Annotated in this window: 21 protein-coding genes, 1 tRNA gene and 1 pseudogene; 8 read left to right on the forward strand and 15 right to left on the reverse strand. The window is 45.4% G+C overall.

Annotated elements, in window-relative coordinates; translation table 11 throughout:
* Positions 1–148 precede the first annotated feature (148 nt).
* Both AC6CIF_RS02610 and AC6CIF_RS02615 read right to left on the reverse strand, forming a co-directional pair.
* Positions 149–436, reverse strand: coding sequence for a Dabb family protein (locus tag AC6CIF_RS02610; RefSeq protein ID WP_017689429.1), 288 nt, complete (start codon positions 434–436; stop codon positions 149–151).
* A gap of 285 nt (positions 437–721) precedes the next feature.
* Positions 722–1,138 (reverse strand): annotated as a pseudogene (locus AC6CIF_RS02615) (phage holin family protein); the annotation flags it as partial.
* Positions 1,139–1,553: 415 nt separating this feature from the next.
* Between AC6CIF_RS02615 and AC6CIF_RS02620 the strand changes: the two are divergent.
* On the forward strand, positions 1,554–2,150 hold the full coding sequence (locus AC6CIF_RS02620) for a helix-turn-helix domain-containing protein (RefSeq protein WP_017689431.1): 597 nt from the start codon (positions 1,554–1,556) through the stop codon (positions 2,148–2,150).
* 221 nt (positions 2,151–2,371) lie between these two features.
* Here AC6CIF_RS02620 and AC6CIF_RS02625 read toward each other — a convergent pair whose 3' ends face one another.
* Positions 2,372–3,526 carry a sn-glycerol-1-phosphate dehydrogenase gene (locus tag AC6CIF_RS02625; RefSeq protein WP_498197728.1) on the reverse strand — a complete coding sequence of 385 codons (1,155 nt, stop codon included), beginning with the start codon at positions 3,524–3,526 and terminating at the stop codon, positions 2,372–2,374.
* Positions 3,527–3,684: 158 nt separating this feature from the next.
* Between AC6CIF_RS02625 and AC6CIF_RS02630 the strand changes: the two genes are divergently transcribed.
* Positions 3,685–3,870, forward strand: coding sequence for a hypothetical protein (locus AC6CIF_RS02630; protein ID WP_498197729.1), 186 nt, complete (start codon positions 3,685–3,687; stop codon positions 3,868–3,870).
* A gap of 111 nt (positions 3,871–3,981) precedes the next feature.
* On the opposite strand, the gene AC6CIF_RS02635 is transcribed toward AC6CIF_RS02630, so the two are convergent.
* A tRNA-Leu gene (locus AC6CIF_RS02635) sits at positions 3,982–4,066 on the reverse strand.
* 222 nt (positions 4,067–4,288) lie between these two features.
* Here AC6CIF_RS02635 and AC6CIF_RS02640 point away from each other — a divergent pair.
* Complete coding sequence (locus tag AC6CIF_RS02640) at positions 4,289–5,281, forward strand: Gfo/Idh/MocA family protein (RefSeq protein WP_498197731.1); 993 nt, start codon at positions 4,289–4,291, stop codon at positions 5,279–5,281.
* Between the two features lie 223 nt (positions 5,282–5,504).
* Positions 5,505–5,867 (forward strand): winged helix-turn-helix transcriptional regulator, encoded by a 363-nt coding sequence (locus tag AC6CIF_RS02645; RefSeq protein ID WP_017689435.1) that lies wholly within the window; start codon positions 5,505–5,507, stop codon positions 5,865–5,867.
* Positions 5,868–5,916: 49 nt separating this feature from the next.
* On the opposite strand, the gene AC6CIF_RS02650 is transcribed toward AC6CIF_RS02645, so the two are convergent.
* The 5 genes from AC6CIF_RS02650 to AC6CIF_RS02670 all read right to left on the reverse strand — a co-directional run bounded on the left by AC6CIF_RS02650 (position 5,917) and on the right by AC6CIF_RS02670 (position 10,595).
* Entirely contained in the window at positions 5,917–7,533 is a 1,617-nt protein-coding gene (locus tag AC6CIF_RS02650; RefSeq protein ID WP_498197732.1) for a sensor domain-containing diguanylate cyclase, read from the reverse strand.
* 164 nt (positions 7,534–7,697) lie between these two features.
* Positions 7,698–8,435: a spermidine synthase gene (locus tag AC6CIF_RS02655; protein ID WP_498197733.1), complete on the reverse strand. Its 738-nt coding sequence runs from the start codon at positions 8,433–8,435 to the stop codon at positions 7,698–7,700.
* Between the two features lie 160 nt (positions 8,436–8,595).
* On the reverse strand, positions 8,596–9,498 hold the full coding sequence (locus AC6CIF_RS02660; RefSeq protein ID WP_076209057.1) for a LysR family transcriptional regulator: 903 nt from the start codon (positions 9,496–9,498) through the stop codon (positions 8,596–8,598).
* Positions 9,499–9,557: 59 nt separating this feature from the next.
* The gene (locus tag AC6CIF_RS02665) at positions 9,558–10,295 is read right to left on the reverse strand and encodes an SDR family oxidoreductase (protein ID WP_076209058.1); all 738 of its coding nucleotides are present in this window, start codon (positions 10,293–10,295) and stop codon (positions 9,558–9,560) included.
* 24 nt (positions 10,296–10,319) lie between these two features.
* A complete protein-coding gene (locus AC6CIF_RS02670) occupies positions 10,320–10,595 on the reverse strand; it encodes an Atu4866 domain-containing protein (RefSeq protein WP_498197735.1) in 276 nt (91 codons plus the stop codon).
* 159 nt (positions 10,596–10,754) lie between these two features.
* Between AC6CIF_RS02670 and AC6CIF_RS02675 the strand changes: the two genes are divergently transcribed.
* The gene (locus tag AC6CIF_RS02675; RefSeq protein WP_498197737.1) at positions 10,755–11,690 is read left to right on the forward strand and encodes an AraC family transcriptional regulator; all 936 of its coding nucleotides are present in this window, start codon (positions 10,755–10,757) and stop codon (positions 11,688–11,690) included.
* 64 nt (positions 11,691–11,754) lie between these two features.
* Here AC6CIF_RS02675 and AC6CIF_RS02680 read toward each other — a convergent pair whose 3' ends face one another.
* Positions 11,755–12,192, reverse strand: a complete 438-nt coding sequence (locus AC6CIF_RS02680) for a MerR family transcriptional regulator (RefSeq protein ID WP_076209507.1) — start codon at positions 12,190–12,192, stop codon at positions 11,755–11,757.
* Positions 12,193–12,360: 168 nt separating this feature from the next.
* Here AC6CIF_RS02680 and AC6CIF_RS02685 point away from each other — a divergent pair, with 168 nt between their 5' ends.
* The 3 genes from AC6CIF_RS02685 (at position 12,361) to AC6CIF_RS02695 (ending at position 15,733) form a co-directional block, all read left to right on the forward strand.
* Positions 12,361–13,209 (forward strand): SDR family NAD(P)-dependent oxidoreductase, encoded by an 849-nt coding sequence (locus AC6CIF_RS02685; protein WP_498197739.1) that lies wholly within the window; start codon positions 12,361–12,363, stop codon positions 13,207–13,209.
* 141 nt (positions 13,210–13,350) lie between these two features.
* A complete protein-coding gene (locus tag AC6CIF_RS02690) occupies positions 13,351–14,514 on the forward strand; it encodes an oxalate decarboxylase family bicupin (protein ID WP_498197741.1) in 1,164 nt (387 codons plus the stop codon).
* 79 nt (positions 14,515–14,593) lie between these two features.
* Positions 14,594–15,733 carry a zinc-dependent alcohol dehydrogenase gene (locus AC6CIF_RS02695; RefSeq protein WP_076209062.1) on the forward strand — a complete coding sequence of 380 codons (1,140 nt, stop codon included), beginning with the start codon at positions 14,594–14,596 and terminating at the stop codon, positions 15,731–15,733.
* A gap of 136 nt (positions 15,734–15,869) precedes the next feature.
* Here the strand turns inward: AC6CIF_RS02695 and AC6CIF_RS02700 are convergent, their stop codons facing one another.
* The 5 genes from AC6CIF_RS02700 to AC6CIF_RS02720 all read right to left on the reverse strand — a co-directional run bounded on the left by AC6CIF_RS02700 (position 15,870) and on the right by AC6CIF_RS02720 (position 21,275).
* The gene (locus AC6CIF_RS02700) at positions 15,870–16,658 is read right to left on the reverse strand and encodes a class I SAM-dependent methyltransferase (protein WP_498197743.1); all 789 of its coding nucleotides are present in this window, start codon (positions 16,656–16,658) and stop codon (positions 15,870–15,872) included.
* Positions 16,659–16,858: 200 nt separating this feature from the next.
* Complete coding sequence (locus AC6CIF_RS02705; protein ID WP_498197745.1) at positions 16,859–18,826, reverse strand: PTS fructose transporter subunit IIABC; 1,968 nt, start codon at positions 18,824–18,826, stop codon at positions 16,859–16,861.
* 90 nt (positions 18,827–18,916) lie between these two features.
* Positions 18,917–19,828 carry a 1-phosphofructokinase gene (gene pfkB / locus AC6CIF_RS02710; protein WP_339300441.1) on the reverse strand — a complete coding sequence of 304 codons (912 nt, stop codon included), beginning with the start codon at positions 19,826–19,828 and terminating at the stop codon, positions 18,917–18,919.
* 2 nt (positions 19,829–19,830) lie between these two features.
* A complete protein-coding gene (locus AC6CIF_RS02715) occupies positions 19,831–20,577 on the reverse strand; it encodes a DeoR/GlpR family DNA-binding transcription regulator (protein WP_017689448.1) in 747 nt (248 codons plus the stop codon).
* A 212-nt stretch (positions 20,578–20,789) separates the two neighbouring features.
* Complete coding sequence (locus tag AC6CIF_RS02720) at positions 20,790–21,275, reverse strand: hypothetical protein (RefSeq protein WP_498197748.1); 486 nt, start codon at positions 21,273–21,275, stop codon at positions 20,790–20,792.
* Positions 21,276–21,358 lie beyond the last annotated feature (83 nt).

Genomic DNA, 21,358 nt, shown 5'->3' on the forward strand with positions numbered 1-21,358 from the left:
ATCGGTTCCGTTTCCCTCTTCGCTTAAGCCAGAATATCATCACAGGACAAGCGATTAGAAACACAACAAAAATATATAGAAATTCCATAACGTCTCTTAAATCGCTCATGCAGAGTCCCCTTTATCTCAACGTAGTTTGAATGACAGATCAGATTTCGTAGTCCACTGCAATTGACTGTTCTCTGACTTCATTCATGTACTTGATAACTTCCTGATGAAGCGGGTGTACCTGATACGCCTGGAGATCTTCCAGTGACGCAAACTCCGCTGTGAGTGAAATGTCGAACGATCTCTCCGAGCGAAGCACATCAATCCCGATTTCAAGTGAAACCAGGACATCAATTTTACCTTCCAGATTGCGAAGCACCTGAGCTGCAGCTTCAATACTTTCTGCTGAGCGATCTTTCATTTTAAACAGGACAATATGTTTTATCATCTGGGCAAGCACCTCATTTAATATAATAGTAGAAATGAATGAATTTTCATGTATCCAAAATATATCATAACGCTCTCTATTACGAAAGGATACTTGGAAACGTTCTCTTGATAAGAAAAACTAATCCGAACCGTTTCCTTTTGATTCGGATTTATTTTGCGATCCATCCTCCGTCTGTTTCGCGGAGTCATCCTGCAAAGTTTGTCCTGTTTCAGCCTGCTGCTTGATGATGTCCGGGGTTTGCTGCGGTTTGGACCATTCACGATTCGTCAGATACTCCTGATCCTCCTGTTTCTTCAACACTGCAATGGCCTGTCTGAGCTTTGCAGGCAATGGAAGACCGATTTTGGCATAATTCTCAGTAATCGAAATGAGTTCATTCACCAGATAGAAATAAATAGCTCCGCCTTTAATAAAATCGGTTCCCATGATCAGATCAATTCGATGAGCAAGCAAAACAACGGTCAGCATGAGCCCTTTGCGAGCAATCCCCCAGAATCCAATGTTGCTATTTAACCCGGCACCTGTTCTTACCGCCGCTGCCAAACCTGTTATATAATCCACAGCCATCGCGACCGCGAGCAGGCTCAGCAATTGATCCCATCCGCCAAAAGCAAACGTAACAAATGCTCCCGAGATGGCAGCAAAGGTATTCACAGATAGATGCACGTCCCTCACCTCTCCCTTACACTTGAGTATCATACAATATATGTAAAAGTAAGAGATTTGACAGGTCACATGTCATGCTGAACACGCGGATTTATCATTTCAGATTTGTGCACATCCTCTTCGCAGCAGGGGAGCGAAAATCACATGCTTTTGGGGAATTCAGGGAAATAAACCGCATCATATCAACAAAAAACAGATAAAAGTTCTTTAGACCTAATAATAAGTAATTAGAACTATATTATTTTTATTCCTGCCGAATTTCTCCCCTCATTTTTAGTGAAACATTGTAATCTAGGAATATACTAGGATGTGAATTGCGCATGGTCTAGTTCGTAGTTCCCTCTTTATTATGAATTGACGCATTGACGCATTTGTAACCGGTAATCCCGGCACTTGAAAGTACCCCGTTGTTTATTGTAGTATTTGGTTAAAAAAAATCGGAGGAAATATGCCTAATCAACCAGAACAACATTCCATCCAGGCGTGGTCTCTGATCAACCGTAAATACTTGGGAAAAGGCGTCCGTGTTAAACGATTCCGAAAACCGACACGCTGTCAAATCCGCAATCGTGTTCTTCTTGCCGTGCTGATGGCCAATGATATCAAGTTGTCCCAGCTTGCTGAAGACCTCTCCATCTCTTCACGCAGTGTCAGTGCGTGGGTATATGAAGGACGGATACCCGGCAGTACCAATTTGGACAAGACTTGCCAATTACTCGGCTACCCGCGTCATATTCTCTTCAATGAAGAAGTTGTGCGTAATAGCCCTGTCATATGTCAACCCGAGTCATCTCGCTTCATGAAGCGTACGGTGACCCGTTCTCCGGTTAGTAACCGTATTTTGACAGGCTTGTGTATGGTCCATGATCTGTCGGTGACAGATGTCAGCCACTGGATCGGGGTTCATCCCGGCACTTTCCGCAAATGGCTGCATCAGGGAACACTGCCTTCTGCTGCGTTTCAGGAACAAGCGGAGCAATTTTTCCGTATCCCGAAAACTATTTTGTTCGCAGATGTCATCTTGAAAGATCGTCGCAACAACTAAATAAGCGAACAGCCAAAAGGCTCTGATCTTCCCCAAAGGGAGGCCAGAGCCTTTTTAAAATGAAATGCATGCTCTCTCTCGGACTTGAAGCACTGTTCTGGCTATTCCATCAGAAATGTCAGATAACCTACCCTGTTTTGCCTTTTGATCCCAAGGAGAGCCATCAGAGCCCGCTACAAGCTAAGTTTATACATTTCATCATGACCATTCTCTCTAAAAGGTTATCCTAACCTCGTGTTTAATACTTCATTGATATATCTCAATCCGGTATATCGAGGACGAAGCGTATGCGCTGTGTTGAACGCATGTTCCACCATCTCCGGAGTTACACCGAGTTGCTCAGTAGTCACAGGGCCACCTACTTGTTCCAACCATGCGATGAGCTGAGAAGCCTCCGGCAGTTGGTCATATATCCCAAATACCGGTTCACCCGATGTCTTTGCAAGCTCTTTATATTTCACCGTAAGCAACGCACAAGCTACGCCAACTTTGGCACCATGCAAAACCGGTCTTTCTCCCGCTTGCATCAGATCCATCTCCAAGATGTGAGACAGATGATGCTCACCTCCGGATGCCGGACGAGAATGGTCAATGATCAGCATGGAGATACCGGAAACAATTAATGCGTCCATTAATACAGCTACTCCCTCTGCTCGCCCCTCCGCAATCGCTTGTACATGATCTATGCAGGTCTTCAGCGCTTCTTCAGTCATCCGATAAGCAACTGGACAGAATGGTTCTCCGCCCAGTTCACGAGAAACAATCCAGTCTGCAAGCGAAGTATATTTACCAAGCATATCTCCGAATCCGGCAGCTGTCATCACTTGGGGGGCTTGCTCCAGAATATCCAGATCGGCAAAGATAACCTCCGGCGGAACAGCCTGAAATGTTTGTTTGATGCCGCTTACAATTAAGGGTGCACCCGCAGAGGTAAACCCATCCACTGAAGCCGCTGTCGGTATCGACAGAAAGGGCTTGTTCATTTTGGAACAAACAAATCTCACCAGATCATGAATGGTACCTGAACCCACCGCAATTACAGCCTGACTTTCGAGTCTCACACCCAACATGACCTGTACAATAGCTGCTTCATCCGCAATAATATCACCCGTACGATTCTCCGGTAGAGTGATCTCATCCACATGCATTCCCGCTTCGCGAATACTACTCAGCACATCAGATCCAGCGGCCCGAAACGTATGTCGATCATAAACAACCGTCACCTGACGATATCCTTGCTCAGATAAATAACCCGGTAACCTCTGAATGGCCCCAGGTTCCAGATGAATCAGCATATCCACCATCCGGTGTTGATGACCGCAAGCACACTGCTGTGCTTCCTCATTCCATGCTGCAATTCGTTCGTTCATATTCATTCGCTCTTACCCTCCCATATGAGATATCATGCATAATTAACGGGTTAAAACCACAAGATAAAAAAGGAAATAAAATGTGATGATTTTCCTGATCACACTTTACTGCCTGTACCCAATATTTGCAAATCCATATCTCACATTTCCAAGTAGGTGAAGCAATGAAATTAACGAAAGAATTAGGAATTTCGCTCGGATTTCTGGCCGGAACCACCTTTGGCAGCGGTATCGCTTTTTTGTTCCGTCTCCAGTCGGTTGAAGTGATGGCCAGTGTTACGCTATTTGGTATTGCAGGAGCCATAGCCGGGATCATCATGGCAGTCATTCTACGCCAGCGGCAACATTAGCATCGATAAGCATGCCGGTAGCAAAATGTAGGCTGCACACAAATGATCCAAAAAATAAAGAAAGGTTCGTGAATTGCCCTAGAGCAACTCACGAACCTTTCTTTGGTTAGATGCGGTCGAGAGGACTCGAACCTCCACGGGGGGTTAGCCCACACGGACCTGAACCGTGCGCGTCTGCCAATTCCGCCACGACCGCATAATATGTATCTCCTCATCCATCGATGAAAAGCGTTCCGGTGAAGCAATTCCTTGTTTTACCGTAATTCAGAGTATACATGCTCCAAAATAAAAATGCAACTTCTTTTTTATTCATTCAAGCATAGGACATATGTCCTTTTTTATCATCATCAAACCCCCTATCGTAGCATTAAACAAATATATCATGCATACGAATGCAAAATTGAAGGAGAGATCCACTTTGAAAACAACCCATCTGTGCTTTATCGGTGCCGGGTTTCATGCATCCACGAATATATATCCTTCTGTTGTTGAAGCCGGAGCGCATATCCAGGCCATTGCCACACGCAGTATGGAACGCTCTGAAGCAGCTCTGCTGCGATTTGGCAGCAACGGACAAGCGTATGACAATGCTCAGCTTATGTTGCAGCAGGAAATCTGTGATGGAGTCGTTGTGGTCGCCCAGCCTGTAGATCAGACCGCTCTTGTTCTCGAATGCATTCGGGCTGGCAAGAATGTATACGTGGATAAGCCACTCGGATGGAACGCAGCGGAAGCCGCCACTGTAGCAGAAGCTGCCGAGCAGGCTGGTGTCGTTGTCATGGTCGGTTTTATGAAACGTTATGCCCCCATATACATGAAGTTGAAGGAGCTAATTGATAGTGGTTCGCTAGGTAAGGTACGTTCATTCCAGATGAAATTTGCTGTAGACAGTACCCCATTTTGCAAGGATGAGGAACAGTTCATGAAGCTCGCTGCCATTCATATGGTCGATCTGATGCGTTACTTATTCGGAGAAGTAATACGAGTTACAGGCACAACCGTGAAGGATGGGGAACACATTAACCAAAGCATTTCCCTTGTATTTGAGAATAACGTAGTAGGCAGCGCTTATTTTACCGGCATGAGCGCTTGGTCACGGGAGAGTGAAAGTGTACTCGTCACCTTCGACAACGGATTTGCGTCAGCTGAAGAGATCAACACACTTACTGTTCATCAATCCCGAAGCTCGACCAACCTTCCCTGGAAATCTCTTGAGGAGCAAGATACTGTATATACACCTTCCAGTTCTCCCATGTCCGGAGCTTATCGTGACCTTTACTTGCGAGGGTTTGTTGGTGAAATGGTGCACTTTATCGCGTGTTGCCAGAATCAGACCGTCCCACATTCCAGCGCCAAAGATAATATTGCAACGATGGCTCTATGTGACACCATTCTATCGTCACTGAAGTAGCGTATATACGCTCATCATCATATTTTATACATTCAGAGAAGAGCCTGAAACCGGGGCTCTTTTTTATCTTATAGACATCAACCCGTCTGCCTTTGCCTAGAATTAGGGTTTATAATCTGAATAATAAGTGATATGCTCTTTCATGTACTATACGTACTTTATGTAATGTAACCACCCAAATAGATACTATAGAAAATCACCGTAAAGTGGAGGTGTACTTATAATGAAAAAGGACGCAACCAAGCTATGTCCCGCGCCATACGGCTGTTCCGTGGAAGTTACCCTTAGTGTGATCGGAGGCAAGTGGAAAGGTGCCATTCTGTATCATTTATTCTCTGGTCCTTTGAGATTTAACGAGATCCGAAAATTGTTTCCTGACATCACCCAGCGTATGCTCACCCTGCAACTTCGAGAGTTGGAAGGCAGCGGAATTGTTCATCGTGAAATATACCCCCAGATCCCACCTAAAGTGGAGTATTCCCTCACACCATTTGGTGAAACGTTACGGCCGATTATCTTCAGCATGCGAGATTGGGGAGAAACGTATACGAATGAGGTTCTGGCCAGATCCTCACAAGAGGTATAAAACAAAAAGAAGCTGTCCCTTATTCCTAGGGAACAGCTTCTTTGTTTGCTTATTTAATAACCGTTTGGATCGTAACCGTTCGGTTACGCCCTTCTTCCTTCGCCTGATACAATGCATTGTCCGCCAAGTGAAACAGTTCTGTGGATGTTGTGGAGTGCTTCGGATATTCAGCAATTCCAGCCGAGATGGTGACGGAACGATCTATAGGCAATACGCTTTCTTCGACCGTTATTCGGATACGTTCAGCAATCTCAAAAGCCACGTTAGACTCTGAATTTCTTAACAAGACTACAAATTCCTCTCCACCAAACCGGGCACAGACATCTTCTGGTCGAACAGACAATTGAATGGTATTGGCAATGTGTTTCAAGACTTCATCCCCAGCATGATGCCCGAATGTATCATTAATGGACTTGAAGCGGTCGATATCCAGAACAATAATGGAGAACGGCACATCATCCTGAATCCATTCCTGGATGACTTCTTCGAAGGTTCTGCGATTGTTCATGCCTGTTAAAACATCGGTTCTGGCATCATAGACAAGCTGGTTTGTCTGCTTCCTAAAGTTCGCCAATGCGCCAACAACCGTTCTTGTGAGAAGGTCTGCCTCTCTATTCCAGTGAGGTTTCATCACCGGTAGATCCACTTGTCCCTTATCGACCTGATTCACCAAATCAGCAAGCATAGCAAAAGGACTGGCCAGCTTGCGTGCAACCCGAACCACAATAAGGGTCAGGATCAGGAAAGGCACTGAAGTGTACAGCAACAACATACGGATATGATGATTCAGCTGATCGTACACCGTTTGGGTTGGAGACACGATTACGACGCCCCAATCTGTTGATGGAACTTTGTAATAACCTGCAAGCGAATCTACACCTGCCAGGTTTTTGTATTGTTCTTTACCCTTCTCGTTTACTAACAGCTTTTGTACCACTTCATTTTCACTAACATTTTCACCAATTCGGTTGGTGTTTGGGTGAAATAATAAAGTGCCCTTCTTATCCACAATAAAAAAGTAGGAACCATTACTTGTCTTGAGCTGACTGCCAAAGGACAGGCTCAATATATTATTTTCCTGTAAAAAGATATTTCCACCAATCGTTCCTTGGTACTCCCCTGTCAAATCAAAGATCGGTTCACTGACAAATACAATTCTGCGTTTGGTTCTGGGTGTCTGGTACGCTTCGGAGATATACGAAGTCCTCAAACTAACCGCTTCTTTTGCTGCCTTGGAACTAACATGTTGACCTACGCTAGCCTGTGAGTAAGGCGAGGTAGACCTGACTACTCCCGCTTTATCTACCAAAGAAACGGAATTGAAAAAATTACTGCTATTGCGAACCAAATCCAATGTAGAATTCAACTCTTTTGTATTGGAGTGATCCATATCCGGGAAATATTGGGCTGCATATTTCAAGCTCTCCTGCATGGAATAAAAAAGCGAATCGAGCGTTTGGCTCATTTGCACAGCGCTTGCATAGTTTAAGGACAGGGTGTTATCAATGAGTGACTGTTTCTGAGATGTGTAAGATGAGATGACCATGAGGGTCAATGTCATTATAACTGAAATAGTGACCAACCCGCCGAGTAAAGCCGTGAGGCTGATCTTCTTGATGTTCTTTATTTTTTTTCGTAATCTAGATCTCTTGATCTGTGCAATCATCGTTTACTTCCCCCGGATTTTCATGAAAAGGCATATTCCTTCTATCTTATACAAAAGTTGTTAAGATCAAATAAAGAGTTTGAGAAATCTTAACAATTACATCGTAAGATTGACGATTTAATGACATTTTACTTTCCCTGGAAGAATCACTGCTCAGGATCGCCCTAACCTACAATGATATATCCTTCTTCTGGCTCTTGTTCAACAAACCCTGCCATCTGACGAACCTGAAATTCGATCGGGTGATGACTCCCCATTAAAATGCGATTTTGAACTTCATCCGCTGTTTCTGTAGGTAATGCAAATGCACGTGTATAGGCAAACTGTGCCTGAAGTGTCGTATAGATTGCATTGACAAGCCGATCGTTGCCCGCACGCCCGAACACATTAAGGATCACAGCTCCGTCCGAGTCCAGCTTATCCTTGACCATGGCAAAAAAATCACTGGATATAAACTGCTCCGGTGTACCCGTTGCCGTAAAGGCATCAATAATAATATAATCATATGTCGCAGCGGGTTCCTGGCCTAATAATTCACGACCATCCCCAATGAGCACAGGACTTCCCTCATATCCAAAAAAGGTTTGGCTCAACTCCACGACCTCTGCGTCAAGCTCAGCCACTTTTACCTGACGATCAGACAAGTAAGTTGGCAATGTGCCAATACCATGTCCCACCACAAATACGGTATCAAACTCAGGATCATTCCGTTCCATTAGATGCACCATCGCTCTCGGATACTCCAGCACCATCCGATTAGGCTCATCCAGATCCATGGCTCCCTGCACAGCTGCGTTGGAGAATTCTAATACACGAAACTGGCCCTTCTCTCCATAAAGCTTTTTGGTATCATATACCGTCAGCTCATGCTGTTCACTTTTATTCCGATACAGAACTCTCACTCACCGTTCTCCCTTCAATCTCTTACACCTATTCGACATATACCTTCATTCTATTACACGGGATGACAACATACCACCCTATACTTGAAAGATCGTGGTACAACAAAAAGACCGTTCCGACTCAACCGGAAACGGCCTTTTGATGAATCATTTAACACTTCTAAGACCCTATGGCCTCATGCAAAGCCTGGACATATGCTACACCCAGATTAGAGAGGGAAGTACTCTTGTGGCTTATCCACCCTACATTAATCGATTCCTCACATTCCAGCGGTACAGGAATGATCTCGTTTCCGTTCAGATCAGCGCTAAGTACGCCCGTAGAGATCGTATAACCATTCAGACCAATCAACAGGTTAAACAATGTTGCGCGGTCATTAACCTGTATGCTTTTGGGGTGAGATAACGTACTCAGGATCTCTTCGGAAAAATGAAAAGAATTGTACTCTCCCTGGTCAAATGACAAGTACGGATAATCCTGCAATTGCTCGATTGCAACCGACTCCTGCTTCGCCAGCGGGTTCTTCACACTGATAAAGATATGGGGCTTGGCTGTGAACAAACTCGTGAAAACCAATCCCGCATCTTTTAACAATTTGTTAATCACCTTGGCATTGAACTCATTCAAATACAGGATGCCAATTTCACTGCGCAGGCTTTTCACGTCCTGAATAATCTCGTAGGTCTTGGTCTCCCGAAGTGCCAGCTCGTATTCATCCTGACCATACTGCTGTACCAGACGAACAAAGGCATTCACTGCAAACGCATAATGCTGCGTCGATACGGAGAAGTGCTGCGGGGATGGCTTGGCGTTCAGATAACGATTCTCCAGCAATTCAGCTTGTTCTACCACCTGACGTGCATAACTCAGAAACTCAACGCCTTCTTTAGACAGAGATATTCCCTTATTGGTACGTTCAAAAATAGTAATTCGCAACTCCTGCTCCAGATCCCGAATGGCATTCGAAAGGCTGGGTTGCGAGATAAACAACCTTTTGGCTGCTTCATTCATGGAACCGCGCGTGGCAACTTCGATCACATATTTTAGTTGTTGTAATGTCACTGCACTATTCCTCTTTTCGTATCAATTGAACCTATTATATACCAAAAGAGGATCAGACCTTAAGCCATGCTTGCCGTCGGTCTCACTACAATCTCATTTACGTCCACCTCTGCCGGCTGGCTAATGGCAAACAAGATACTTTGCGCAATCGCCGAAGCGGGAATGGATATGCGCCGATACTCTTTCATGAGATCACGTGCTTCTTCATCAGAAATCGTATCCGCGAGTTCCGATTCCGTCACGCCCGGTGATACAAGGGTTACACGGATATCTCCGCCTACTTCCTGTCGCAACCCCTCCGATATGGCGCGGACCGCGTATTTGGTTGCACAATACACCGCTGCCGTTGGTGACACGGCATAGGCTCCAATAGAGGCAATATTAATAAACTGGCCGAAACCCTGCTTTTTCATAACAGGTAGTCCAGCCGCAATACCATGCAGAACACCACGAATGTTAACATCTATCATGCGATTCCACTCATCTACTTTTAACGATTCAAGGGGAGATAGCGGCATGACTCCAGCGTTATTTAAAATGACATCGACACGTCCATAGCGAGTTTGAGCGAGGTCAACGATGGTTTGCATCTCTTCCAATCTGGTAACATCCAGTGAATGATACTCCACCGATCCGCCTTCCAAACGAATGGAGGAGGCCAACGCCGCCAAACGTTCCATACGTCTAGCTCCAATAACTACATGCGCTCCATGCTGTGCAAGCAATCGAGCTGTTGACTCACCAATTCCACTACTTGCACCGGTAATCACAACAACTTTCCCTTTTACATTGGACATATTATATCGCTCCTTATTTGGTTGTTATTGTACATTTTCTCTATACAACACCATGCCTGCATGATACAAAACGCCGTCCCTGAAGTCTCCATCCGCTGTAAATCCCGTATCATCCATGTAATCTATATGTTTCCCATGAACAACATAGCGACCCTGATATGCACTTTGCCGATCTCCTCTCGCTTCATCATATCTACCGCAAGGAAGGAGTTCGTGTCTGATATATCCATCCTTCGTGACCCACATCCCCACATACGGGTGTTTTGGTTCTTGTGGGTCGCCCATTGAATTACGTTCCATTGTCTCTCACTCCTCTCTGCTTCAAAAGATTCCGTTGCTTATCTCCATTATGTAGAGGATCAGTCGTTGTACGATAGAAAAATCCCGCAGTATTCTTGCCTATTCCTCCAGCGCGTTTTAAAATAAAAGTAATAGTGATTTATAAGGGGGCTGCAATTCATGCTTATCAAAACAAATGAAACGGATACGGGCATCACAGAGCAGCAGCAACAATTGGCTCAACTTATTAAGCATTTCACCCCAAATGACGGGATACATCCAACAGCAATACCATCACTTGCCTTAATCCGTGCCTCCGAGATCTCACAACCCATATATTCCGTTTATCAGCCTTCCCTCTGCATTGTCGCCCAAGGTTCCAAATTAGTTATACTCGGCCGCGAGAGTTACACCTACGATCTGTCACAATATTTGGTAGCTTCCGTAAACTTGCCTATTTCAGGGCAGGTTGTACAGGCTACAACCGAACATCCCTATCTATGTATTCGACTGGATTTTGATTCAGGGCAGATTTTCGATCTGATTCAGGATACGCCTTCTACACAACCCAAACCTGACCATTCAACACAAAGAGGATTGTTTGTTAGCTCAACCAAACCATCCCTTCTTGAAGCCATGATCCGATTGGTTCGGCTGCTGGACACACCTGAAGACATTCCCGTCCTTGCCCCTATGTTTATCCGCGAGATTCTATATCGTATTATTCAGGATGAACATGGACATTCCATCAAGCAGTTTGCTATTCAGGACAGTCATGCACAGCACATCGCCGAGGTGATCGAAGTCATCCAATCCAATTACGCCAAGCCACTTCGGATTGAGCAACTTGCTGCCATGATCAACATGAGTTCTTCCTCATTACATCATCATTTCAAAGCCATTACCGCCATGAGCCCTTTGCAATTCCAGAAACAAATTCGATTGCATGAAGCCCGGCGAATGCTGCTTGCAGGTTCAACCGATGCCGCCAACGCTGCGTTCCAGGTTGGCTATGAAAGTCCGTCTCAATTCAGCCGGGAGTATGCCCGCATGTATGGTCTCCCTCCCAAAAGCGATATCAAACGACTTCGTCATACACTCGATATTAAATACTAGAAACAGCAAAAAGACCCGCGTCATCATGACGTGGGTTTTCGAATTCAAATAGGCAGCAGCGCCATCAAGAGAATAGGTTCTGTTTTTCAAAAACAGACAACTGCTTCTCCCCGGTAATAGGACATTCATCAGGATACATACTTCGTTTCTCCAACTTCTCATCGATAAAATCAACCACCTGCTGTAGCGAAGCAATCTGTGCTTCAACTTTCTTCCGGTGATTCACCAGCATCTCCCGTTCATCCGGGAAATCGGCGAGATCTGAATCCATGGACATTTGTAAATAAGGCTTCATTTCCTCCAGAGACATTCCTGTTTTTTTCAGGCAAGTGATCAACTTCATCGTATGAATATCCTCCGAGCGATATACCCGATGGCGATTGGCCTTGCGTTCCGCTCGGGGAAGCAGCCCAATCTTCTCATAATAACGAATTGTATCTTCTGATAATCCGGCCTGTTCTGACGTTTCTTTGATGGAGAACACTTCATTCTCACTCATCATATGGGCCTCCTCCACATTCATTTCTCTCCATATTACAACTTGGAGCTGACTCCAAGTCAAGCATGATCCATTCCATCCCAACACCCCTTGACTTGGAGTCGACTCCAAGTTATAGAATGAGCGCAGCATACAGATTCGTTCTGTAATCCCACTCTTCTGGAGGTATATATGAATATACAAAATCAACTTCGCACCGCTCTCATCACAGGGTCAACGTCAGGAATTGGTCTTGAACTGACACGCAAGTTACTGGCTGAAGGATGGCAGGTAATCGGTCTCAACCGTTCTGCTTTCCCTTCCGAGGATACCGATATTCAGAACGCCTTACGTTCAGGCCAGCTCCGCCCCGTTCAGGCTAATCTGACCAACTACGACAGCCTGAGAACTGCACTGGATCAGATTAAATCCGATACCGATTCGATCGATGTCTTGTTTAACAATGCCGGAGGCAGCGCTGCCGAACTTCGTTTCTCTGATCAGGGGCATGAACTACACTTTGAACTTCAGACGGTAGTCCCTTACATCATCTACATGGAATTCGTTGAGCTATTGCTCAAAGGACAGATGAAAACAGTTATTAATACTTCCACCACCTCGTTTAATATGGTCAGACAATTTGATCTGAACATCCTGGAACGTCCAGCCGAATTCAAAAAGCTTTTTGGTCCTTATGCCACCTCGAAGCTCGGCTTATCCCTATGGACACGCGAGGTTGCCAAGTCTGCCAGTGCGGATGGCATACAATTACTAAGCGTAGATCCCGGTGGAAATAATACGCTTAGGGGCAACAAAACATCCGGCCTGCCCTTCTATATCAAACCTATCATGAAATGGTTCTTTCCTCATCCAAGCCATGGCGCTTCATTGCTCTACAGTGCGGCTTTATCCCCCACCAGATATGAATCCGATGCGTTCCTGGTTAAAAATAAAGCGACAGCACTTCGTTTCACAGAGCAGGGCCCTGCCGTTCTCCACCGGGTAAACGAGATTTATGAGCAACGTTTTCGTACAATGTAGTCTGGAATAAAGACGTGACCGCATGCGGTCACGTCTTTATTGTCGTTTGTCCCTCATATTATCCAGGCCCTGATTCATAGGTGTAAACATAACGATACCATGTCGCGTGTGACATGGTACTGAATCTGGAGGGATCACTTCATGACCAAAGGACAGCAACCAAACGAAAAACCATTTATCATCCCGCAACCCATTCGCAGTGATGGCGCAGGAGGACCTGATCTGGGACCCAGAGACGTCATGAGAGATATACAAAACCCCGATATGCTCGTACCTCCGGCAACCGATAACGGGTTATTGCCCAATCTGAGAATGTCTTTTTCCGATACCCATATGCAATTGAACCATGGGGGTTGGTCACGTGAAATCACCGTACGGGATCTCCCTATTGCCACTACACTGGCGGGTGTGAACATGAGCCTGACACCGGGAGGTGTAAGGGAATTGCACTGGCATCAACAATCCGAGTGGGCCTATATGATCTGGGGAACGGCAAGAATCACTTCGGTAGATCAGAACGGACGTAATTTTATTGCGGATGTCGGGCCTGGCGATCTCTGGTTTTTCCCCAAAGGTCTACCCCATTCCATTCAGGGGCTGGAGGAAGGTTGTGAATTTCTGCTTGTGTTTGATGACGGGTCCTTCTCCGATCTGAATACGTTATCCATATCCGATTGGTTTGCCCATACCCCACCAGAGGTACTGTCTGTCAATTTCGGCGTGCCCGAATCCGCTTTTCAGTCAATGCCGAAGGAACAGGTCTACATTTTCCAAGATAACGTCCCGGGTTCCATCGAGAGCCAGGAAGTTCAGTCGCCATATGGCACCGTTCCTCTCACATTCAAACACCGATTGCTGGCCCAGGAACCACTCATTACCCCCGGCGGAAGCGTGCGGATCGTAGACTCCACCAACTTCCCCATCTCAACTACCGTTGCAGCCGCACTCGTTGAGATCCGACCTGGCGCCATGCGTGAACTGCATTGGCATCCCAATGCAGATGAATGGCAATACTATCTGACAGGACAAGGTAGAATGACTGTCTTTGGAGGCAATGGCATTGCTCGCACATTTGACTATCGGGCTGGAGATGTCGGATATGTTCCTGTCGCCATGGGACACTATATACAGAATACCGGCACAGACACTTTATGGTTTTTGGAAATATTCCGAAGTGATCGATTCGAGGATGTATCGCTGAATCAGTGGATGGCGTTAACCCCGCGGGATTTGGTCCGTGATAATCTTAATGCACCACCTGAGTTGCTTGATGCGTTGCGTAAAGTAAAATGGCCCGTCGTTTAAATTAGTATGTATATCTATCATTTATGCTGAAAAGGGGTAATTGTCAGAGAATCCCACTATATAAGGAGGAATATGAAAGATGAGAGCCGTTACGTTTCAGGGAATCAAGGACATTCAAGTCAAAGAGGTTGAAGATCCCAAACTGCAACAGAAGGATGACATTATCGTTCGTATAACTTCCACAGCTATATGTGGATCCGATTTGCATATTTATCAGGGAGCCTTGCCTGCTGCCAAAGATTACGTTATCGGTCATGAACCGATGGGCATAGTAGAAGAAGTAGGTCCGGAAGTGACACGTGTGAAGAAGGGGGACCGTGTGGTCCTGCCTTTTAACATCGCTTGTGGTGAATGCTTCTATTGCAATCATGACATGGAGAGCCAGTGCGATCATTCCAATGGCAATCCGGATATTCATACAGGGGGTTATTTTGGGTTCACCGAACGCTACGGAAATCACCCCGGAGGTCAGGCAGAATTATTGCGTGTTCCCTACGGGAACTTCACTCCGTTTGTGATTCCGGAATCCTGTGAACTGGAAGATGAAGCCCTATTGTTCCTGTCCGATGTTCTTCCAACCGCTTACTGGAGCGTCGAGAATGCAGGAGTTAAACCGGGAGATACAGTCACTGTACTCGGAAGTGGTCCAATTGGGCTGATGACACAGAAGTTCGCCTGGATGAAAGGTGCCAAACGCGTTATTGCTGTGGATCGCCTGCCCTATCGACTGGAGAAAGCCAAACGTTTGAACGATGCAGAGATCTTTAATTTCGAAGATTACGATGATATGGGTGAGCACATTCGCGAGATTACACAAGGCGGAACCGATGTTGTTATCGACTGTGTAGGTATGGATGGTAAAAAGAACATGCTGGAAGAAATCGGGCAGAAGCTGAAACTTCATGGCGGTTCACTGAGTGCGATTGAAATCGGCATGAAAGCGATCCGCAAATTCGGTACACTCCAACTTACGGGTGTATATGGCTCTTCCTACAACATGTTTCCTTTAGGCAATTTGTTCGAACGTAATATCAACCTCAAAATGGGACAAGCTCCTGTTATACATTACATGCCTGAATTGTTCCGCAAAATAACTGCTGGTGAATTTGATCCAACGGAGATCATCTCCCATCGGATTTCATTGGAGAATGCAAGCGATGCGTATCGCATTTTCAACGATCATGAAGACGAATGTACCAAAGTTATACTAAAACCCTGAACCGTCGCTTTGACTATAAATATGCAGAATAAAACAAGCAGAACTACCTGTTCAAGGTACTCTGCTTGTTTTATTTTATCGACATTCATCCTGTTACCGTTGCATAAACTGCTCAGCTAAATGGTCCTTTACCTAATCAGATATGAGTCGGTTTAATCGCTTGGATATACACACTTTCTCCTTGGAAGCTGTCGAGCTTCCCGTTCTTGGTCACTTCAAAATTGAAAAAATTTCTAATGATGGACGGTGCACTCAACATGCTTGCCTCAAGCTCACCTCTCTCCCGTTCCGGCAGTGCTGTACGGTTACACCATTCTTCAAACTTAAAACGTTTCTGGAAGGAAACCATCGTTTCCATTCGGAAGCCGGCATACTCCAGCATATGAATCCATTCCGTCTTGCGCCATGCTCGAACATGGCTTGCATCCCGGCACTTCTCCACTTCATTGTAAAACTGGTCATTCTCATCACGTTCAGGTGCCACGTTGTCAATGAATAACAACCTTCCACCGGGCTTCATGACTCGTAATGCCTCATGAACAAAGGAAGAAACGTCCGGAAAATGGTGGGCAGCAATTCGGCAGGTCACTAGGTCAAAGACATCATCATCGAATGGCAGCTTCTCTGCATCCCCGGCTACAAAATCTACATTACCGTGTCCATTCCCCTGGATAAATCGTTCAGCTACCTGAAGCATTTCCTCCGTTAGATCGAGGGCTGTCACCCGCTGAACAAGTGGAGCCAGAGCGTTGGCGACATGCCCTCCCCCTGTGGCGATATCCAGCACGTTCATATCCGGAGTGGCTTGAGATGAAGCCACGAGCAACGCGAGATCTTCACCTTTAGCATGCCCCGCACTCGTCACGTATTTACCGGCATTTTTCGCAAACTGCTTCTGCACCTTACTTTTGATTACATCAGACATTCCAATTCCTCCTGCATAAGTTTCACTAGACGAAACATAGTTTCAAAATATAATTATATTTAGTTTACCACACATGAATGTAAAAGCTAAATAAGCATTTTACACAAATCCGGAGGCAACTTTCCACTACCTAACAAAAAAGCTGAAATAAAAAAACATCCCCCAAGTGAATTTCACCCAGGAGATGTTTCTTATATCTGTTACTTCACAAGTGTTGGTGACTTCTTCCACAGTCCCAGAATCAGACCGGAGATCACAGAACCAATTGCAACAGCGAGCAGGAACAATAATGCGTGGTTCGCCAGCGCTGCAACAAAGATCCCGCCGTGCGGAGCTGGTACATTAATGCTCCACAGTTGTGTCAATCCGCCAGCAACAGCGGAACCCAGAATACAAGAAGTCAACACACGCAATGGATCAGCCGCAGCAAATGGAATTGCACCTTCTGTAATGAAAGAGAATCCAAGTACATAGTTAGTCAGGCCTGATTTGCGTTCTTGCTCTGTAAATTTGGATTTGAAGAACGTTGTTGCAAGTGCAATCGCCAGAGGAGGCACCATACCGCCTGCCATAACCGCTGCCATCCATGCACCGTCTGTGTTACCACTGGATGTGAATACCCCAATGGCGAAGGTGTAAGCCGCTTTGTTGAACGGTCCACCCATATCGATGGACATCATACCGCCAAGCAGCAAGCCCAACAATACCGCATTACCTGTACCCAGATTACCCAGTGCATCTACAAGCCATGTGTTCAGGGAACCAAAGATTGGATCAAAGACATAGAAACTGATGGCACCTACGAGCAGCAAACCAAATACCGGATACAGCAAGATTGGTTTCAAGCCATCAATCGCTTTTGGCAATCCTTTGAACAACTTACGTAGACCAATAACTACATAACCCGCCAGGAAACCGGCAGCCAAACCACCAAGGAAACCGGCGTTTGAGTTAACCGCCATCAATCCACCGACCATACCAGGCATCAGGGCCGGGCGATCACCAATGCTCATCGCGATAAATCCGGCAAGTACCGGAATCAGGAAGTGGAACGCACCTGTTCCGCCACCGATCGTTTGAAGCAGTTGCACAAGCGGATTCTCAGGGCTAGCGAGCTGTTCGAACAAGAAGGAGATTGCTAGCAGGATACCGCCACCTACAACGAATGGTAGCATATGCGAGATACCGTTCATCAGATCTTTATAGATTTTGCTACCTACACTGATTTTGCCAGTGCTTGCGCCCTCTTCTTTGGCATTTCCGCCTTGGCTGCGATAGATCGGCGCGTCACCGTTAACGGCTTTGCGAATCAGCTCTTCGGATTTACGAATTCCATCACTCACCGGTCTTTGCAATACCGGTTTGCCATCGAAACGTGCCATCTCCACATTTTTGTCTGCAGCAACGATAACCCCTTTAGCACGAGCGATCTCATCAGCTGTGAGAACATTCTGCGCTCCTTCGGAACCGTTGGTCTCTACGCGAATATTAATGCCCATTTCTTGAGCTTTCTTTTTAAGTGCATCTTCAGCCATAAACGTATGCGCTATACCGGTTGGACAGGCTGTAACCGCGACAACAAAATCTTCTGAATTGGCATTACCTACAATCACACCAGAAGTATTCTGTTGCTGACCAGTAGTAGAAGTGGATGCGGCATTTGCTGCTTTTTCAGCTTTTGCTTTTTCTTTGGCTGCTTCCTTCTCCGCTGCTTCTGCCTGTTTGGCATCAAACAATGCACTAACTTCGGCAGGTGTATCTGTACTCATCAATTGTGAGATGAAATCGCTATCAATCAACAACCTGGAAAGAGCTGCAAGCGTACGCAGATGGGTATTACCTGCGCCTTCTGGAGCCGCAATCATGAAGAACACATGAGCTGGCTGATCATCCAACGCTTCAAAATCAAGCCCTTTTCTACTCTTGGCAAATACAACCGTTGGTTCGTTCACTGCTGTTGTTTTGGCATGTGGCATCGCAATTCCGCCACCGATCCCCGTGCTGGATTCTGCTTCTCTTTTGTAGATCATTTCCTTGAACAGGACCGGATCATTAATTCGTCCGCTTCGGTTCAGGCTTGCAATCAGTTCATCAATAGCCTCATCTTTGGTTGTGGCTTGCAGGTCCATGATCATCGTTTCCTGGATCATCAAGTCTGTTATTCTCATCTTGGTACACTCCCTTAAGTTCAGTCGGCCCGCATAGGCAGGCCTCACTACATTACAATTACAATGAAGACCTTTTATATGGCCGTTAGACTAAATCGTCGTAATGGTTACTTGATTACGCAATTCATCAATTAATTCACGTGTTGCCAGATCATCCGAGAACGCAGTTGCGCTTCCAGATGCAACCCCTGTGCGGAAAGCTTCCAGCAAATCTCCGCTCTGTACATAGGTACCTACGAATCCGCCAATCATGGAGTCACCGGCACCAACCGAGTTTTTCACAGTGCCTTTTGGCACATTCGCATGATGAACTTCCGCTTTGGTAATGAATAGTGCACCCTCGCCTGCCATGGAGATCAACACATGTTTGGCACCGGCTTCCAGCAACTTACGCCCGTATAACACCAGTTCCTCGCGTGTATCAATCGTTACACCGAACAGTTCAGCCAGTTCATGATGATTTGGCTTCACCAGCAATGGTGCATGTTCAAGAGCTTCCATTAACGCAGGGCCAGTTGTATCAATCACAAATTCTGCACCCGTCTGCTTGCAGACTTTAATGAGACGATCATAAAAATCCGTTCCAAGTGAAGGCGGTACACTTCCGGAGAGGATGACAATATCTCCTTTTTCCAATGAAGACAATCTGTGAAGCAACTGCTCTGCCTCTTCGGCACTAATTGCAGGTCCAAGACCATTAATCTCTGTCTCTTCTCCATGCTTCAGCTTGATGTTAATGCGAGTATCGTCTGCAATTGTGACAAAGTCTGTCCGAATGTTATCTTCTTGCAACTTGTCATTAATGAAACGTCCCGTGAATCCACCAAGGAAACCAATGGCCGTGTTATCTGCTCCAAGTTGATTCAGTATGCGAGAGACATTAATGCCTTTGCCGCCAGGGAGCTTCAAATCCCGATTCATTCGATTCAATCCGCCAAGCTTCAGCTCATCCACTTCCACGATGTAATCAATGGACGGGTTAAGTGTTATCGTATATATCATCGTTATCCCTCAATTATTTTAGTTTTCTGGGCGATTCCAGGCCGCCAATGTTCTGGCATCTGCTCGGTAATCAAATCGGCCTCCTCCAAATCAAACAATTTGGCAAAAGTAATTTCCCCTATTTTGCTGGAATCAGCCAGCACATAAGATTTTCCCGACAATTGATGTGCACGCCTTTTAATCAAGGCTTCCTCCGGATCCGGTGTTGTATACCCCATTTCGGGATCAACTCCGTTGCTTCCAAGAAAACATTTATCAAAACGGAAATTATCCATGTTCTGTAATGCGATACTGCCAATAACTGCTTTTGTATGAATTTTCATCATACCTCCGAGCAAGTAACTGCGAATACGCTTGCTTACCAAAGCTTCAACATGTGAAAGTCCGTTAGTAACAACCGTTACGTCCTTAGCTTCAATGAAAGGAATCATGGCTAACGTTGTCGTCCCTGCATCCAGATAAATGCATTCGCCATTTTCGATCTCCTGTGCAGCCAAACGGGCAATCGTTGTTTTTTGTTGAATGTTTTTGAACGTTTTTTCTTCCATGCCCGGTTCTAGCGTTTTTTCATTCACCAGTGCGGCACCGCCGTGGATGCGTTTGAGCATCTGACGACTCTCCAGATCAATCAAATCACGTCTAATCGTTGATTCAGAAGCACCCAACACATCAACTAGTTCTTGTAATTTCACAATTCCCTGTAAATGTAAGCGCTCTATAATTGCAGCATATCGTTCTTCAGTCAGCATCTTCATTCCTCCAACTGCTTCTATAGTATCATAATCCACTCAAAAAACAACCACTTTCATTCAAAATAATTTAAAAACATTCAAAAACCCGCAACTTTCGACTTATTTTCTTGTCCAATTGTCCCTTCGCGTCTTCATTAAAAATCCTGCAGCTTCCAGCGCTTGATGCGCGGCGTTGCAGGATTTTGCTTATCATGGGAACTTTATGACGTTTATGACCCTACAAACATTGCATCCGGTTTGGGTTTAAGCCATTTTCCATCTTCATTAATAAAAGCCCCCTTGAAGCGGCCCATTTCCAATTGTTCTATCAACCGCTCCTCATTCATGACCAGAATCTCAGCCAATTGCCCCGAGGTGTAATAATGAGCGGGATTGTAATCGAGCAGCACAGGAACAGACGTATCATATAGTTCTTTGATCAGATTCTCAAAGGAATGCCGACCCAGGTTCTCCATGTCTCTATAAAACTGCAAATGTTGGGACACCATATTACGGAAAGATTTATTCTCCAGATGCATCCACAACGTATTGCAGGCCTGAACACTCATATGATTTTGTTCCACATCGTAAAATTGAACTTCTTCAATCTTCATGTATTTCTCTTGAAATGCAACGATTTTAATCAAAGGTACATTTCGTTTACGCGACGCTTTCTTCAAATGGGCTCTAAATTGTTCATAGTTCATTTCATTCATCTATTATCCCTGCCTTTAACATGTTCCAACCGACATTTTACAACAAATTAAAGGCAAGTGTAACCTTCATCATATGAAAAACA

The organism is Paenibacillus sp. GQ49 (assembly GCF_059759055.1).